Raw genomic sequence first — 16191 nt, 5'->3', positions numbered from 1 at the left:
TTTCTCTGTACAGTAACTTTCCGAGACCACTCCATTATACCATAATATCTTGAATTTTCCATTACTTTATGTATTGCAGATCTCCATTTCTTAACATTTGAAATTTTCCATCATATAGATCATCAAACACCTGCTGTATAGGCACTCTTATACGTTGCTGTCCTGATGCAGACCAAACCCTATACTCCGTCTGATTCTTCAAAAAGGCAGACAACCTATTGTAATATTCCTGCATTTCGGATTTGCCATGCCCCATCTTCATCAACTTATAAAAAACTCCTAAAATACTAATGCAATGAACAGGCTTTGTTAAACTGGTTATACTTCGCCTTGCTCTAAAATCGTCAGAACAAAATACATATACCCGATTACTATGCAGAATCTCCATCATTTGGATTAGTACGTAAGTCTTTTTCTCTCCCATACCATTCTGAGAAGGAACACCGTCATCGCATGTTTTTAATACTGCAAGAAATATTTCCACATCTTCCAAATTATCCATATCACTCATCGAGCCATAGTATTTTTCGAAAAATCCAGTATTAAATGTATCACAACTTGTCTGTAGCAATGTTAGATACATGCTTGTTGCAGATGTGCCATATATTTTTCCAAGTTCTGTTACTATGTCACGGTCTGAATATATTTTTACTGTTCCACTCTGAATTTTATCTTCGAGCCATGGGTTCGGATCGGGAACCACTTCGTGTCTTGTCAGTTCCTCTTTAATCATTTCGTGACAGAAAAACTCATAATCTGTAAACTCCATTACAAAATCTGTTAAGGTGTGGTTCGCTGCATTTCTTGCTACATGCGATTTGTATAAAAAGTCCGTATCCAGCAAGGCATATTTCTTGTCAACTCCCATAGACATTACCGCACTGTTTTCTTAAACTTTTTACAATTTCATCTAATCTGATCTTATCACTCTCTAATCGTTCATCACGAGCTGCTTCAAATTGTTCAACATTGTACATCAGCTCTGATAAGCTCCCAAACCGAATGAAATTATTAGGAATTTCCTGCCATCTTAAAGCTTTTCCTGTAAGTTCCATTTGTTTTGCAATTTCTGTCACATCAATCTGCAATAACATCCTTGCCGCCTTTATATCAATTTTATCCTCTTCCAAAAGCCGAAGCACTGCAGCCTTGTATGGAATTGCAAAAATATCCATTATTTTAAGAACTGTTTGTACAGAAATGTTTTTATAGGATAAATTATACACATCTGTCTGTTCATCAAGGCGATCCTTTGGTGCTAATAAAATCGCAGCAAAAGCATTTGCTGCCATATCCTCAATTTCTTTTGCTTCTTCATCTATGGTATCAGATTCCAAGATTGAACCTGATTGCAACAAAATTGGGTCGTTTTCTTCAAAATAACAATAAATATGATACAACTCATGTGCTGCCGCAAAGATTTGCTTCGATAATGGCAGCGATGAATTAATCATTACAAACATACGGCCTTGGCGAATAAATGTACATGCACATAATTCCGCATCTCCTATCGGATATCTCAACATATCAAATGGCATATTGTGACGCGCCACATAATTCTCCAACACATTAAAAATATCATCCTGAATGATGTTGTTTTTATTATAAAGTGAATTGAAGCTGATTGCACATTCACTTATTTTTGTGTATTTATTTCTATCCCTAACAAACAGACTGTAATTCAAAACCCGGCACATAACTTTACGCCTCCCATGGCTTCATCATTTCCTCAGCATTTTCACAAGTACGTGCATAAAAACAAATAAGATCTGCAATCTCATCTGCAATTTGCAGTCCTTTTTTTGCTTCCCGAGATTCCACTTTACCCATAAATGCTTTTACTGCATTTGTTTCCGGAAGAACCTCTGGAACCTTAACCAAGCTTTCCATGGAAACGCTAAGAAATTCTGATATTTTCTGCAGTTCAATAGCATTGATTATTCTTGCACCACTAAGCATCTTGCTTACAATCTGCTTAGACACACCTAGATAACCTGCGAGGTCAATCTGCTTTTTTCCACTCTGCTTCATAATATTTATAATATTGTTACTGATAATCTCATTCATATTTACCATCACAGCTACCTCCAACATAATTCAGAGTATTATTCTCCCTTATACACTTTCATTATATTCAGGAGAACTCCAAAAATCAACATTTTCTTGACTTTTCTCGCCATTTACTTTTTTGGAGTTCTATTTTGGGCTACATTCCAAACATTGTATCAACATTTCAAGAAATTTTGACTTTTTTCCAAATTCATATATTGTGTGTATGCCGGCTGCTGTCCAGCGACACAGAAGTTTGACAATTTCTATACAAGGATTCTGGAGTCTTGTAGCAAGCGTACTTCTTACAAGGCAGCATCGGAGTTTTTAGAGAAACCTTCTTACAAACTCCATGATGTGTACCGGGCATTGGATGTTCTTGGGGCTGTTTATGGACGGGGATGCAATTATATGGGGGAACAAGCTTATATTGTAACTCAGTCCATCAAAAAGCTGAAGAAAGGAGAAAAAGAATCGGCTTTAAATCCACAGGGTTTTATTTCTGAGGAGGCTGGGTACGACGGACTCTATGCAGTATGCACAGACCTTTTGGATGATGAGGTCAGTGATATCCTGAAAGTGAGTGAGGGCAGATGGCAGATCGAGGAATGTTTCCGGATCATGAAAACAGATTTTTCTGCAAGACCTGTTTATTTACAGGATGAAAACCGAATCAGAGCACATTTCCTGATTTGTTTTCTCGCATTAACACTCTACCGTTTTCTTGAGAAAAAACTGGATTATAAGTACACCTGCGGAGAATTATTAGATACGCTAAAAGCCATGAATTTCGCCGAAATACAGGAACAGGGATTTATCCCACTATACAGACGGGAGTTTATCACGGATGCTCTCCATGAAGTCTGTGGTTTCCGAACGGATTATCAATTCATAACCAAAAGCAGCATGAGAACCATTCAGAAAAAAAGTAAAGTGAAAGAATAAATTACTATATTTCGTAACAACGACAATAATCGCTGTAACCCAGAAAATACAAGGGATACAGCGATTGTTTAATCTACTAACTGTCAAAGACAGGATTATAGAAACATATTTTCGTCAATACGTTTTTATAATTTCGTATAAAAATATTTTATAGGATTCGCTTCACCCTTTCGATATAAGTTTGCAATAGATTTTTCTATGTATTTATCTCTAATATTTTCTTCCGCTACCTCTCCAACAAACTCAAATCTATCTCCTGGCGTTTCGGCATCTGGAAGTGTTGGTCTTGGTATCGTACCTGCTGGGAGCCATTCTTTTATTTTGTATACTTCTTTTATAATGCCTTTATAAATACTAAAAGCATACTGAGCTTTTTCTGCTCTCTTAACATCTACTTTCCAATATCCTCTTGTTGCTTCATATAACTCAAGCTCTGTCATATTTTCTCTATATGCCTGATTGATTTTTATAGCAATAACATTTTCCGTTATATCTTCACGCATCAAAATATTATTTTCCATGACGAATCCTCCTGACTAAGCATCTGAAATATCCATTATAATAACACAGCTTTCCTGCTCTTACAATGTTTCCGCTGTAAGCAGGAAACAAAAAGAAAAGAGAATTTATTTTGATTTTGCTTCCACATCGATTCTACTAATTCAATATTAGTTTCTTCTTTATTGGCCCTCAAAATGATATAGTGTACTTCATAACCCTCTTGAACAATATCTAACCACGGTTTCAAAAACCACGGACCAATAATCCCGTCTACAATCACGTCATAGCCGCCACGGGCATACCGTTTTGCAGCTTCTAAAAAAGCCTCGATCACAATTAAATTCTGCTCACTTGATTCCGGTAAATGTGGTGCTATTGCACCTTTGCTAATAAAATGATAAAAATCATCGGTATACATATGAACAGATTTTTCCATATCGGACTTTTGAGCAATGCTTTCTGATGCTGCACTTTTTCCAGTCCCCGGTGCCCCGGTAATCACAATAATTCTTCCTTGATTCATTTAGCTGTCCCTTCAAGTTCCAATTCGGTGTGATTTTCATATTGTCTCTCTTACGAAATCAATCAATTGCCTTTATCCCCTGTTCAGACAATTTCCTGAGATTTTCCAGCATATTATTCAATATGTCTGGTGAATGCCCTTCCCATTTGATCACCTCTGCTACAATCTTTAGAGGCTGTTTTGATCGATACGATTTCGTTGGGTTTCCCGGAAATTTCTTGTCTGTAACATTCGGGTCGTCTTCAAAATCGCCTGTCGGCTCGACAACATATATTCTTTCCTCCCCCTCCCCTTCTGCCAGTTCTGCTCCCCAGATTGCCGCATCCAAAGTCCCTGCAAAGTAAACATATTCAGATTTTCTATCATCATTATAATTCTTTTTCTTCCCTGTAACTATCAGATCTCCTATTTTCAAATCTGCTTTTGTTCCATGAAAAAAAGAACCCCTGCTAAATACTATTTTTTCGCTCATCTGTTTTTCTCCTTGACAACTACCAGTTTTTCGGTCACTTCCAGCATTAAAATTATATCTCAATTATTCGCAAATTTCCATACACAATAATACTATTTTCAATTAGGCTTTTGGGGATTTGCCTGAATATTTTTTCCCTTCGTCCAGGTTTTTGTATATCTGGAAATAAAGGTATCCCACCAGCGTCATTACGATATGGCAGGGAATATAGTTGTATTTTGTACTCTTGAAGTCTTTCAGCTTCCAGAAATCCTTCAGCTGTCGGAAATCCTCTTCGATTTCCGGGCGCAGCTAAAAGACTTATTGAAGGTAAGTAAAAAAGTCTGCTTGATTTTTTCAGGTAAACGTTATACCATTATGGCACATATATTAAAAGGGGTGTGAAGCAAAATGTCTGTCACAATCAAGGACGTCGCAAAGCAGGCCGGGGTATCGATCGCAACGGTATCCAAAATCATCAACAACAAGCCTTCCATTTCTGAAGCTACAAGGCAGCACGTATTCCAGGTCATGAAAGAAATGAACTACCTGCCGAATGCACAGGCCAGCAATTTTGCCAGAAAACGGTCGGATAATATCATCTTTCTCGCCGTGACCAAGAAGCATACGGCTTTTCATGATCCTCATATGTTCGAGATCCTCTGCGGCGCCCAGAATGAAATCTGGGAAAAGAGATATCATTTCAGCTTTATCGGCACTCCGGATAAGGAAACCGCGCTGCAGGAAGCGGAACAGCTCATCGGAAGGAAGGCCGCGGACGGACTGCTGATCCACGGTTCCGCCACTTCACGCCCTCTTGCCGACCTTCTGACAAGAACGGAATTTCCTCATGTGATCATCGGACGGCCTCCCTTTTCAACCAACACCTGCTGGATCGACATCAACAACCATGTCTCCGGAGAGATGGCGACCAAATATCTGAGCAGCTGCGGGTATTCAAAAATAGCGTTTATCGGCGGGCAGGAAAGCGACGAAATTTCCAGGCACCGTCTCAAAGGCTATGTCTCTACGATGCGGATTCAGGGGTTTCCTGTCCCGGATTCCTTTATCAAATACGGCACCTACAGTAAGGAAAGCGGATTTGACATGATGGAAGAACTGCTGCGTGGAAGCAGCCTTCCGGATGCCGTGATCTGCGAAGACAACCAGATCGCCATCGGCGCGGCAGACGCAATCACAAAGCACGGCATGACGATTCCCGATGATATCGGAGTCCTCACCTTTGACGACTACCCGTTGTCCCAGCTCATTGATCCTCCCCTCACAGTCGTAGACATTGACGTACATGAAATGGGGAGGCAGGCAGCATCCATCTTACTGAAAAAGATCAAAAATCCGGCTCTGCAGGTACAGTCCTTTGCGACCCTTCCCTCGCTGATCGTCCGGTCCTCTACCCGCAATGTATAAGTTATTTCCATACTGTTCCTAAGCCCTGGGTATGAATATACGTACATATAACTACAGTCGAGTAGGAGGTAGGTGATTCATTCACCTACCTCCTACTCACACCATATTGCGTGCCCTGATTGATACAAATATTTCTTGGGGGCTATCGTTCTTTTTTGCACCCAAAGGATTACTGTGGTTTTTCCCTAATAAGCACCTTCAATGAAAAATTATCAGCGGCACTCGTTTTCGTCTCTCTTTCCAATTCCACGCCTGTAATTCTCCAAACGATGTTTATAAGTCCTGGCAATCAAACTCTTTTCAATGATACTTCCATCTGAACTAATGAAGCAGCCACCTTCATCGTTCCACGCCTTAACCGCTATAGCTGCCAGTGGTTCTACAATCCTCATTGGCAATTCGTCAAGATTATCAATTGAAATCCATGGAAATGCACGAAATTTTTTGTCATCGCCGATAAGAAACATATAGCCTATCAGTTCCTTATCCCGGAATACAAAATAAAATTGTGGCATCTTCTCTCCTGCGGATTTATCCATTGCCCGCCGCATTGTTTTTACACCACCATATGCGGGGGAAAAGCCAATTGAGCTTAAAGCGCCCAAAGCCGATTCCCGCTGTTCCGGTGACATATCTTGGTAATTATAAAACTGCTCCATAAGCTGTCCTGCCTTTCAAACATATTTAATTTGCTGCCATAACTGCTCTTTTTCATCATCTCTTGGTGTGTGTAATACCCACAACAGGGGCACTGATATTTTTTCACTGTTCTCCATTCCTTCCATGTAAAATTTTAACACCACCAGCATAAAAATTATACCTCAAACCCTGATAGATATCCACCCTGTCCTTTCATCACCGAAGCCCGACAGGACACATCAAAATCCGCCCCCTGAAAACTTTCAATCTCCATGCGGAGCAGCTCCTCATCCCATGCCCTGCGATAACAAATATTTCTACCGCCCTCCACCATCATTCCTCACCATCATTCTGTTTTCATTTTGATTGACATTGTAAACCATATCGTATATAATAAAGAAAAAGGAGGTAGTCAAATGGCAACAACACCAACTCAGATTCGAATCGATGCCAGCATAAAACAAGAAGCTTCGGCTCTTTTCAGCCGGCTCGGACTGGATATGTCCAGTGCAGTAAATATGTTCCTGTATCAATGCGTCCTTCGCGGCGGACTTCCTTTTGCCGTGGAGATGCCGGCGTACAGCCAGAAAACCCTTGATGCTATGGCAGAAGCCCGCCGTATTTCCCGCGATCCTGACGTCAAAGGATATTCCAGTATGGAAGATTTAAAAGCGGCTCTTGATGATTGATGTACCAGGTCAAATTTACCACAGCCTATAAAAAAGCTTATAAACTCATGAAAAAACGTGGGCTGGATATCTCTTTGCTGGATGAAGTTGTCGGCTTGCTGCGTCAGGGCAGGCAGCTCGAAGAATGCTGCCGCGACCATGGGCTGACCGGAGACCTTGCAGGTTTTCGTGAATGCCATATCAAGCCGGACTGGCTGTTAATTTATCTCATCGAAAATGATATTTTAACGCTGACCTTAATCGATACCGGTTCACACTCAGATCTTTTCAGGAAATAATGCACAGGCAGGTAATTCCATCTTTGTAGGTTTTCCTGCCTGTTACTTTTTCTGCCAGCGGCAGCTTGTGGTGTACTTCTTCCACCGGCCGCAGCAGCCCCTTCCTCTGGCACTCCTCGCAGAAAGGATGCTTTACGGCATAACGGCCACGGATTCGTTTCCATGCCCGCCCGTACCTACGGCGTACAGCCGGGTCGCGGTCGTACTTCTCATAGCAGCGGTTCTCCTGCTTTCCATGCTCCTCACAAAACCGCCCCTCTGTCAGCGAATATCCCGCTGTTCCTATTCCGTTAATACCCATTTCCTTCAATCCTCTATTTCTTTCTTATGGCAGCCCATCTGTCAGTCAGAGCCGCACCCGCTCCCTTGCAATAAGTCCGAGCGGTTAATTGCCCTATAAATACATTGCACCTAACTTCCCCGGCCTTCACCTCCAAATGCTCCCCGGCAGGGGCGCATGGTTTTTGCGCCTCTGCGGAATAGGGTGTAAAGATTATATCTGTATATCCAGCCCTTTGCTGCCTTTAGAGTACAAGGCATTTACACTGTCCTGATAGATAGTATCACCTGCAAAAATCTCATCCAGTATCTCATGGGAAATTGGTTTTCCGGCTGTCCATGTAGGGTCTTTTTCCTTTACAGCCTGTGTTACCCTTCCAGAAATTTCTAAATGGAGTTGGCTCAACGTCCACGGTGCAGCACGGCGGGTACTTAAATCTAATGACTTCACATAGGAATGAATCTTGTCATAATATGCATCCGTCTCAGCAGTATTATCACCAGACATCCCACCATACTTATAAAACGCCTTTTTAACATCTTCATAAACGTGCTGCTTCATTTCATCTGATACGTTGACGATCCGTTTCCAATCTGTCCTTCCTGTGATTCCCATGCCCTCTACTCCATAGGAATTTTTGAAGTGTCCGGAACGCAAATCATCAATGGTATTGTCACAATAGTTTCCTTTCGATGCCCCGGCGAAAGGCATATTCGTATTTGCCTTGCCCCCATTCATCCTTGATAAAAGCTGCCAGATTCCCTGGCTGTTATTTCCTATACGCATGATAAAATCCCTCCTTCTATATGGTCAAATCCAACTGTGTGCCTTTGCCTTCTTCCTGCACTTTCACAGGCTGGCTTGTTCCCGCCTTTATCTGTTCCATCAGTTTTTCCACGGATTCAGCCTTTGCCAGCTTCTTCTCCTTTAAGGCTTCCTCCTCTTTCTTCTTCGCACGTTTTTCCGCGATCTGCTTCTGTACCTTTTCTTTATAAACCGTGCCAGGGTTCTCCATTGTGTCCCTGCTCCTGCCAGCCATCCAGTAAGATACTTTCCCATTTTTGTCAATAAGGGCACCTGCACTGAGTATCTCGTCATTGTTCTCCCTTGCAAACTTCTCAATCCGCTCCGAATTGCCGGGTATTTTTCTTTCAGACTATTCAGGTATGCCTGCGAATCCCCGTTAAGGGAACTGCTTGCGTTTGCCCTGTCTGCCGCATAAGTGTTTGTGTAATCCGTTACTCCTAAAATTACCATAATGATCATCCTCCGCTTTGAAATCTTACCGGCGTACCCGTATATGTAACTCTGCCTATATCTTCTTTATGGCTGACAAAGAACTCCGCCATGCTCCTTTGCTTATATATGATCTCCATCTGCTCTTTCCGTTCATCCGCCGCCTCCTGGCTGCGCTCCATACTCGCTTTCCGCTGTGCCGCCTCTTTCTCCCGCTTTGCCTTATTGATGGCATTCACTTCTGCCACACGCTCTGGGGAATCGCTACAACCGCCGATATAGGTAACGCTCCCATCCTCATGGACGACTACCCCGCACGGCTGGTAGTCAAGCCCCTGTGCCGCAAAAGACGCTTTCAGTCTCGGAGTGGCATTAAAGAAATCATCTATCTTGCCCTCATAGTAAGCTGCCTTTCCCGGGTCATCTGCCATCTGTTCCAGAATGTTCGGTGCAATAACAACATCACTGCCATTCATGCTCTTTCCCACCCTGTCAAGGCTCTGTTGGTCTTTCCCGACACTCTGGATTCTCACATTGCCATACTTTGACCGGAGGTATTCCGTGTATACATCCACCTTTGACGTATCTGCCGCTTCTCCCGTTTTCAGCAACTGCTCTGCAAACCCTGTCTTATTCGTGCCCGTTTTCTGTGTCCTGTTCGCATACTGATATGCGCCCGCCAAAGTACCGTTTACCCCTAAAATGCTCATAATAAATCTTCTCCTTCCAAAACATATTTATATCGCAGCCATCTGTCATTCAGGACTAAATACGCTCCCTTACAATAAGTCCAAGCAACTACTCCCTTACTTCAAAATGCCCGCCGCCTCATATGCGGCAATCGAAACTGCCTTACTCTGGTAATATCTTCTGTCCGTTTCCTGTGCCAACATTTTGCTTTTCCCGCAGGCTCCTTGCCACCTCTATGCCGTTCATGCCCTCCATCTGTATGTCAAGGAAAACGATGTCAAACCGCTTTCCCGATGCGAGCAGTTCCTCGCCCGTGGCATAGGCTTCTATGCGGCTTTCCGGCTGCTGTTCCTCCACCAGCCCGCATATATGCTCCCTGATCGCTTTCTCGTCATCCACAGCTGCAATATCCAAAATCCATCACCTCAAATCCATATAGGCATTCACTTCTTATATCGGCAGAAATTTTCCGTTTTTCGGGCGGAGGGAACGAAATGACCACTTTTCGGGAACGAAAGGAAAAGCATTTTTAAAAAATGTATAAATCAGCCCTAAAGTTTTTCGCCATTCGTCCGATATAGGGGAAACTCAAACCGCCGTGTAAGCATATTACCTCTTATTTCCCCGCTTTCCAAGTAATTTCCGTTATCAGGCCGCCCTGCCTGGAAAAAAGCAGACCGCCGCATATGGTTGTAAGCCATCTGCGGCGGTTTGTCTTTTGTAGTATTCATAAATATTCGCTCTCACATACGCTGCTGATTATGTGAGGAATTTCCCGCATATGGGAACAATGGGTCTGCCAGCCGGAAACTGAAACTCTCTCTGTCTACCATCCCCACCACGTTTCCGCTGTCATACAATTCAAGCAGGAATCCCGCCATCTGTTTGTCCGTATGGTATGTTCCGAAAGACTTGTCATAGTCGTATTCACTGACATTGTTTGCTATCATTCCGAACTCTGTCTTTGTCGCCGCAGGTGCCAGTACCTTTGCCTTCATTTTCGCCCCTGTCTCTTTCAGTTCCCATGCCAGTCCCTCCGTAAATGTGCTGGCATAAAACTTTGCCGCACAGTATGTTACAGCCGTAGGCACAATGGTATAGCCTCCGCATGAAGATACATTGATAAGCTGTGTCCCATCTACATCCTTATAGTCGCGGACAAACAGGGAGGACAGTATTGTCAGCGCCTCAATATTCAAGTGCAGCATTGTCCCGATTTTTCCCAAATTCTGATCTGCCACATTTGATAATCCTCCTTCGATTTGGTATAATCCAACCATACAATGTAGAGTGAACTCTATGTCAAAAGGATTGGAGTGATTTTTTATGGAATATTCTATCGGGGAATTTTCAGAACTGACGGGGCTGGGTATCCATACCCTCCGCTATTATGAACAGGAAGGGCTGATTGCCCCGAAGCGCAATTCTGGCAACCGCTCAATGAGCAGATTGCACGGCTGCAGGATCATAAGATTATGCTTTCTGCCAGAGCAGCAGAGGCATCCGCATGGGCGGGAACGAACATAGCTGCTTCCATTCCCTCCACCATATCCAGTGTTTTCAGATATGCCTCCACATCATAAATGAACGAAACGGCATACTTATCCAGCGTCTCCCTGCTGCTGATGCAGTCCGCAAGGAACGCCACATTGTCCGGCATACGGAAACCAACCATGTCAAAGAAATGCCCCGGAAGCGGTATCACCTCGACCTCCTTCGGGAAACTTTCATCTGAGAAATCCGTCACATCACTTTCCTGCGCCATCAAAAACTTATGCTTCAAATCCTTACACGGATAACCGCCATATAGGAAAGACGGCTCCAAGACCGGATATTTTGTAAAAGCCGCCTCGATACCGCCGGAATAAATCTTACATCCCGTCTGCCCCTGCAGGTACTTGTTTCCGCCGATATGGTCTGCGTTGGAATGGGTATTTAGGATTGCCACCAGATGCCAGCCGTTCTTTTCCAGTATCTGCCTGACCTTCCTTCCGGCATCCTTATCATTTCCGCTGTCAACCAGATAGACATTATCCTTGTCCGCAACATAGACGCCTATCTTCGCCGGGCAGTTTATGTAATAGCATTTCTCACTGACTTGAACCAATTCATACATTTTCCGTTTCCTCCTTATTCTGCTGCTTCCTATTACTTCGGCAGAAAGCCGTTCCTGCTAAAGCTAAAGCGTTCTCTACTTCCCCGGCCTTCACCTCCTTCCAAATGCTCCCCAGCAGGGGCGCATGGTTTTTGCGCCTCTGCTGAATAGGGGGTAAGGATCATATCTGTATATCCAATGTGCTGCCCGAAGAAGACGGTGCTTTTGTGCCTGCCGCCAAGTCAGACTGTATCTGCTGATAGGAAACCGTACCTTTCGCATTCTCCCCGTATTCCTTTTTCAGCCGTGCCAGTTCATCATTATAGATGGAAGTGAACACCCTCGCTCTCGCAAATTCCTCCTCCGTGCTAATGGCCTTCCAGTTCCTTGATTCGGGATTATAAGATAATGTCTTGTTCCCGTTATTGTCCCAGAACATACAGGCCGCATTCATCTTTCCACCCGTTTTCCTCATGCTTGATTCATAGATGGCTTTCCTATCTGGGGAAACTGTCTCACCATGCTGCATACACAGCTTTCTGTATGCGGCATCATCCCTCTTCCCGGTGGCGAATTCCTTCTGCGCCAGCTCCTTGATTGCCGCCTCGAATTCCTCCTCCGACATTGCAGGCTTATCACGCTTCGTCATGATATTATCCCAATTCGGCTTTGTGAACTTGATGTCAACTGGCTTGAACCGCAATGCAAAATTTCCATAGTCGCACTGTGCCAGCGGATTGCTGGAATTTTTCTTATTGCCAAACATCTGCTGTACCATATTGGCATACTGTGAATAGTTATCCCTTGTTATCTGCATATCGCATACCTCCTTGATAAAATTTTTTTGAAATTTCCCGCCTCATAAAATCCATCGGCAGTTACACCCGTATTTCAAACCACGATTGCACCAAGTGACTATAAATTGCACGAAATGACCATAAAGTTTATAACATAACCACCGCCTGGAACTTTTCCTCATCGCAGGAAACGGCAAAATCACCTCCGTATTTATCTGCCACTGCCTTCACATTCGACAGGCCGGTGCCTTCCGTGACCCGCACTTTTTCTTCTACGGGGTTCCTTACGGAGAAGATCAGCTTCCCTCCCTCCTGCACCAGCTTGACCTGGATGACGGTCTTCCTCCCCTGCCGCACCACCTTCATGCACTCATGAATGGCGTTATCCAGCAGGTTAGAGAGCAGGATCACCGTCTCCTCCTCATTAAGCCGCAGCCCACCCATATCGCCCACCCGGAACGTCATGGACACGCCCTGCTCCCTTGCGGCGTGGAATTTCTGGTTCAGGACTGCGTCCACCACCGGGTGGTTCGTATTGACCGCCGCCATCTCCACCGAAATACTCTCCGTCAGCCGTTCCGCAAGCGAGGCGGCAGCCTGCGTGTCGCCTTTCTTCAACAACACCTGTATTGTCCTTATCTGGTTCTTGTAGTCGTGCATCTTCATCCCCTGCCGCTCATAGACCGCCTGCATATCCCGGTAATGGGCAAGCTGGCTTTCCTTCTTCTGGCCTGCCAGTGCGCTCTCCCGGAGCAGTTCCTCTTTTCCAAGGATTCCCTGCATCAGCTCTATGACAAGGATGTTGATGAATATCAGCCCCACCGACAGAAAAAGGTATGCCGTCTGCACTTTTGTTTCCGTACTGCTACAGAAGAACATAAGCATCATGGATGCCACAGTGAGCAGCGGGATCATGGAAAATTTCAGCCACTCCTTACGGGAAAGTTCCCCGTAATTGTTTTGTCCTTTCCATATTTTCCGGACTATGAAAACCACACAGAGCCATGCCATTTTTGAGGGCAGGAGAAGAAAAGTAAGCACATCGTTTTTGGAAACAAACATATTCTCCATTTGTAGCATAAAAAGGTCTGTCAGAAACAGCAGCGAATAGTTTAACACCGAAAAGAAGATGCGCTGTTTCCAGTCTGCCTCATAAAATACTGCACAGAATGCGATAAAAACAAGGATTATCAGCCTGGCCTTGATTCCCATCAAATCAAAATAGTCTCCAAATAGCGCCACTACCATGCTGGCAAAATACAAAACAACATATCTGTACTTTCCCCACTGTCCTATACTTTTTTTCTTCAAAAAGGTATCAAAGAAATATATGCTCCCCCATGCCTCTATCGCCATGATACAGAATGAAAGTACCCACAATGCCATGATCACTCCGCCCCCTTAAACAATGTGTACTGCCGCTTCACTTCCGGGTATCTTGACTTCGGCACGGATATCTCCTTCCCCGTGGTCAGAACCATGACATAGCTGCTGAGTTTCCCGATGTACCTCATGTTGATAAGAAAGCTCTGGTGTATCCGCACGAATCCCATCCCCGCCAGTTCCGCCTCCAGCTCATCCATCTTCCTATAGATGCTGTACGCCTCCCCCGCCGTGTAGAATACGTTCTTGTGTTTGCTCGTCTCAATATAGATGATATCGTCCACCCGCAGGCGCACGTTCCCCTCCACGAAACTGAACTCCACCACCCGTTCCTCCCGCAGGATGTCATCCACGCACTCCTGCAGCGTCTGCTCCAGGTCATCCTTTAAGAGGAACCGGCTGGCCTTCACCTTGTACCCGTCCAGCGCATAGTTCACATAGGCGGTCACCAGCACGATATGTACCTTCGGGCATTCCGCCTTTATCTTCCCCGCCGCATCCAGCCCGTCCATGCCCTCCATGTTGATGTCGAGGAACACAATGCCACATTCCCGTACATACCCCATATCCGCATAAAGTTCCTCCCCGGAACCGTATTCCCTTATTTCAAAATCATAACCGCAGGCTTCCAGCAGCTCCCTCAATTCGCCCCTGTCCTCCCTGCTGTCATCACATACCGCTATCTTCATACGCATTTCCCTCAATTCTGTGTTTTTTTCCACTATAAATTATATCGGATTATGGGTATCCTATCAAATCCCATTGCACGAAATTCCCACAAATTGCACGAAATGACTATAAGCACACAGCCGATACTGGCCGTGTAAACATATTACCTGTTATCTCCCCGCTTTCCAAGTAATTTCCGTTATCAGTCCGCCCGGCCTGCCTGCGGAAAAGGCAGACCGCCACATATGGCGGATGAAGTCCATAGTGCGGCGGTCTTGCTTATGATCCTTTTATTCAGTTCAACATAATGCAGGCATAAACTTGGCAAACAGATATAACCCCTCTGAACCCGCATCGATTTCTTTTACCCCACCAATGACTGTTTCATAAGGAACATATGTAAATAAAAGCTTGCCAGTAATCGATTCGTAATCTTGCCGATATATTTCCTTGTCCACAATTTCTGCCAAAACGTCATTGATACATACCCCTGTTTTAGCAGACGGACAGACTGGAAGAGGCTCCCGCAGGCTCTGAACTTCCTGAACAAGTCCTGACAAAGATGCATCCGGCTTAGTGTATTCCATAATCTTGTAGATATCATATAAATGCCGGGAATGCCGGTCAATCTTATCTGACAAATAATAATCACAGATGGCAAAGACCTTATCAATCAGAGTCCGCTCAATCGCCTGCGTTGTGATCTCAAAGGGCATGATGTCAAATTCTTCTGCCAGTTCTTCCTGTTCCGTCATTTTCAAGAAACGGTATATATAATTATCGGCCATTAGGAAATATCTATATCTTCCGAAAAGCGATCCAAAATCTGATAGCATTTTGTCAGAGAGGTGCCGCCTTTAAAAACCATCCCCTTTACCCTGGAGGCCAGCTCCTTGAGAGCAAGCGTAACATAATAATCCTTTTCAATAATTCCGGGAGGTATATGCAGTTCGTTAGAAGCAGCGATGATAAATTCGCTAAATGCTTCGTGGTCATGATGTAAATTCATAAATAATTCCCCATTCAATCAGTTTTTTTGCAGTAGGACCTGTAATGCCAGACAACACGCTGGAAAGAAGTTCCTTACTATAATTTTGTTGTTTTGCATAGTTTCTCAGAAGATTCCCGGTTTCTAAAGCAGAAAGCTCAGAATACTTTTCTGCCTGGGAAACGGCATCCAAAAGCTGGAGCAGTGCAGCGTTTTCCGATGTTATAGTCGTGGCGGGCCGTTTCAGCCGGATGGCCTGGGAGCCTACAGTGACTGTACGCCCCTTTGTCGATTCTTTTGATGTGATGATCTCCAACATTGCCGGCATCTGGGTTGTCAGGCCGATCTGATTGGCAAAAGTAGCTCCGGCGAAGTATCCGTAGATTTCTGTTGTACTTTGGATATATTTGCGTATAATGACTTTCATGGGATCTAAATAACTTTTTTTCAGCAGCCGTGACGCTTTGGGGAGATAATAAATCCCTGTGTCAAAACGAGCCAGGTCGCCTGACTTGAGCATCCGTTTGAAATACTGGCGCAGGGCATTATC

At 44.2% G+C, this 16191-nt stretch carries 24 protein-coding genes and 2 pseudogenes; 6 read left to right on the top strand and 20 right to left on the bottom strand.

The features are described 5' to 3' along the window. Positions 1-61: 61 nt before the first annotated feature. Genes EBB54_RS05780 through EBB54_RS05770 form a run of 3 tightly spaced genes read right to left on the bottom strand, consistent with a single transcriptional unit; the run spans position 62 to position 2076 of the window. Positions 62-868, bottom strand: a complete 807-nt coding sequence (locus tag EBB54_RS05780; protein ID WP_125126716.1) for a hypothetical protein — start codon at positions 866-868, stop codon at positions 62-64. Then, a complete protein-coding gene (locus tag EBB54_RS05775; RefSeq protein WP_125126715.1) occupies positions 858-1697 on the bottom strand; it encodes an ImmA/IrrE family metallo-endopeptidase in 840 nt (279 codons plus the stop codon). Before EBB54_RS05775 ends, EBB54_RS05780 begins: the two co-directional genes overlap by 11 nt. Before the next feature lie 4 nt (positions 1698-1701). Continuing rightward, complete coding sequence (locus EBB54_RS05770) at positions 1702-2076, bottom strand: helix-turn-helix domain-containing protein (protein ID WP_243127552.1); 375 nt, start codon at positions 2074-2076, stop codon at positions 1702-1704. Between the two features lie 471 nt (positions 2077-2547). Between EBB54_RS05770 and EBB54_RS05765 the strand changes: the two are divergent. Continuing rightward, positions 2548-2994 (top strand): annotated as a pseudogene (locus EBB54_RS05765) (IS1634 family transposase); the annotation flags it as partial. A gap of 125 nt (positions 2995-3119) precedes the next feature. Here EBB54_RS05765 and EBB54_RS05760 read toward each other — a convergent pair. From EBB54_RS05760 to arr, 3 genes are read right to left on the bottom strand one after another with little or no spacing between them, the layout of a single operon-like run. Beyond that, positions 3120-3515: a hypothetical protein gene (locus EBB54_RS05760; protein ID WP_125126714.1), complete on the bottom strand. Its 396-nt coding sequence runs from the start codon at positions 3513-3515 to the stop codon at positions 3120-3122. A gap of 35 nt (positions 3516-3550) precedes the next feature. Then, complete coding sequence (locus EBB54_RS05755) at positions 3551-4018, bottom strand: AAA family ATPase (RefSeq protein ID WP_125126713.1); 468 nt, start codon at positions 4016-4018, stop codon at positions 3551-3553. A 58-nt stretch (positions 4019-4076) separates the two neighbouring features. Further along, positions 4077-4490, bottom strand: coding sequence for an NAD(+)--rifampin ADP-ribosyltransferase (arr, locus tag EBB54_RS05750; RefSeq protein ID WP_125126712.1), 414 nt, complete (start codon positions 4488-4490; stop codon positions 4077-4079). A 195-nt stretch (positions 4491-4685) separates the two neighbouring features. Between arr and EBB54_RS30075 the strand changes: the two genes are divergently transcribed. Continuing rightward, a complete protein-coding gene (locus EBB54_RS30075) occupies positions 4686-4874 on the top strand; it encodes a hypothetical protein (RefSeq protein WP_154677774.1) in 189 nt (62 codons plus the stop codon). Between the two features lie 6 nt (positions 4875-4880). Then, entirely contained in the window at positions 4881-5897 is a 1017-nt protein-coding gene (locus EBB54_RS05740) for a LacI family DNA-binding transcriptional regulator (RefSeq protein ID WP_125126711.1), read from the top strand. Between the two features lie 212 nt (positions 5898-6109). Here the strand turns inward: EBB54_RS05740 and EBB54_RS05735 are convergent, their stop codons facing one another. Next, positions 6110-6556 carry a hypothetical protein gene (locus EBB54_RS05735; RefSeq protein ID WP_125126710.1) on the bottom strand — a complete coding sequence of 149 codons (447 nt, stop codon included), beginning with the start codon at positions 6554-6556 and terminating at the stop codon, positions 6110-6112. Positions 6557-6952: 396 nt separating this feature from the next. Between EBB54_RS05735 and EBB54_RS05730 the strand changes: the two genes are divergently transcribed. After that, positions 6953-7225, top strand: coding sequence for a type II toxin-antitoxin system RelB/DinJ family antitoxin (locus EBB54_RS05730; RefSeq protein WP_004069026.1), 273 nt, complete (start codon positions 6953-6955; stop codon positions 7223-7225). Next, complete coding sequence (locus EBB54_RS05725; RefSeq protein ID WP_125130618.1) at positions 7225-7503, top strand: type II toxin-antitoxin system YafQ family toxin; 279 nt, start codon at positions 7225-7227, stop codon at positions 7501-7503. Before EBB54_RS05730 ends, EBB54_RS05725 begins: the two co-directional genes overlap by 1 nt. Here the strand turns inward: EBB54_RS05725 and EBB54_RS05720 are convergent. The 6 genes from EBB54_RS05720 to EBB54_RS05695 form a co-directional block, all read right to left on the bottom strand. Beyond that, a complete protein-coding gene (locus EBB54_RS05720; protein ID WP_125126709.1) occupies positions 7493-7804 on the bottom strand; it encodes an HNH endonuclease in 312 nt (103 codons plus the stop codon). The two genes, EBB54_RS05725 and EBB54_RS05720, sit on opposite strands and share 11 nt — an antisense overlap. 192 nt (positions 7805-7996) lie before the next feature. After that, a complete protein-coding gene (locus EBB54_RS05715; protein ID WP_330554387.1) occupies positions 7997-8569 on the bottom strand; it encodes a DUF3879 family protein in 573 nt (190 codons plus the stop codon). A gap of 16 nt (positions 8570-8585) precedes the next feature. Further along, complete coding sequence (locus EBB54_RS31055) at positions 8586-8873, bottom strand: DUF6033 family protein (RefSeq protein WP_243127868.1); 288 nt, start codon at positions 8871-8873, stop codon at positions 8586-8588. A 172-nt stretch (positions 8874-9045) separates the two neighbouring features. Continuing rightward, on the bottom strand, positions 9046-9729 hold the full coding sequence (locus EBB54_RS05705) for a DUF6033 family protein (protein ID WP_125126707.1): 684 nt from the start codon (positions 9727-9729) through the stop codon (positions 9046-9048). Between the two features lie 142 nt (positions 9730-9871). Next, positions 9872-10123 carry a LytR/AlgR family response regulator transcription factor gene (locus EBB54_RS05700; protein ID WP_125126706.1) on the bottom strand — a complete coding sequence of 84 codons (252 nt, stop codon included), beginning with the start codon at positions 10121-10123 and terminating at the stop codon, positions 9872-9874. Between the two features lie 329 nt (positions 10124-10452). Next, positions 10453-10950, bottom strand: coding sequence for an SDR family NAD(P)-dependent oxidoreductase (locus EBB54_RS05695; RefSeq protein ID WP_330554385.1), 498 nt, complete (start codon positions 10948-10950; stop codon positions 10453-10455). An 85-nt stretch (positions 10951-11035) separates the two neighbouring features. Between EBB54_RS05695 and EBB54_RS32160 the strand changes: the two genes are divergently transcribed. Then, positions 11036-11236 (top strand): MerR family DNA-binding transcriptional regulator, encoded by a 201-nt coding sequence (locus EBB54_RS32160; RefSeq protein WP_334295280.1) that lies wholly within the window; start codon positions 11036-11038, stop codon positions 11234-11236. On the opposite strand, the pseudogene EBB54_RS05685 reads toward EBB54_RS32160, so the two are convergent. The 7 genes and pseudogenes from EBB54_RS05685 to EBB54_RS05660 all read right to left on the bottom strand — a co-directional run. Then, positions 11193-11825, bottom strand: a pseudogene (locus tag EBB54_RS05685) (MBL fold metallo-hydrolase); the annotation flags it as partial. The gene EBB54_RS32160 and the pseudogene EBB54_RS05685 sit on opposite strands and share 44 nt — an antisense overlap. A gap of 160 nt (positions 11826-11985) precedes the next feature. Next, entirely contained in the window at positions 11986-12621 is a 636-nt protein-coding gene (locus EBB54_RS05680; RefSeq protein WP_125126705.1) for a hypothetical protein, read from the bottom strand. Positions 12622-12748: 127 nt separating this feature from the next. Beyond that, the gene (locus EBB54_RS05675; protein ID WP_125126704.1) at positions 12749-13987 is read right to left on the bottom strand and encodes a sensor histidine kinase; all 1239 of its coding nucleotides are present in this window, start codon (positions 13985-13987) and stop codon (positions 12749-12751) included. A 2-nt stretch (positions 13988-13989) separates the two neighbouring features. After that, complete coding sequence (locus tag EBB54_RS05670) at positions 13990-14673, bottom strand: LytR/AlgR family response regulator transcription factor (protein ID WP_243127550.1); 684 nt, start codon at positions 14671-14673, stop codon at positions 13990-13992. Between the two features lie 279 nt (positions 14674-14952). Beyond that, positions 14953-15369, bottom strand: coding sequence for a nucleotidyl transferase AbiEii/AbiGii toxin family protein (locus tag EBB54_RS31050; RefSeq protein WP_243127549.1), 417 nt, complete (start codon positions 15367-15369; stop codon positions 14953-14955). Between the two features lie 71 nt (positions 15370-15440). Further along, positions 15441-15662 carry a nucleotidyl transferase AbiEii/AbiGii toxin family protein gene (locus EBB54_RS31045; RefSeq protein WP_243127548.1) on the bottom strand — a complete coding sequence of 74 codons (222 nt, stop codon included), beginning with the start codon at positions 15660-15662 and terminating at the stop codon, positions 15441-15443. Continuing rightward, positions 15646-16182, bottom strand: coding sequence for a DUF6088 family protein (locus tag EBB54_RS05660; RefSeq protein WP_279229988.1), 537 nt, complete (start codon positions 16180-16182; stop codon positions 15646-15648). Before EBB54_RS05660 ends, EBB54_RS31045 begins: the two co-directional genes overlap by 17 nt. Positions 16183-16191 lie beyond the last annotated feature (9 nt).

The organism is Schaedlerella arabinosiphila (assembly GCF_003885045.1).
Lineage (GTDB): Bacteria > Bacillota > Clostridia > Lachnospirales > Lachnospiraceae > Schaedlerella > Schaedlerella arabinosiphila.
This window is presented reverse-complemented; position numbering and strand designations above follow the sequence as displayed.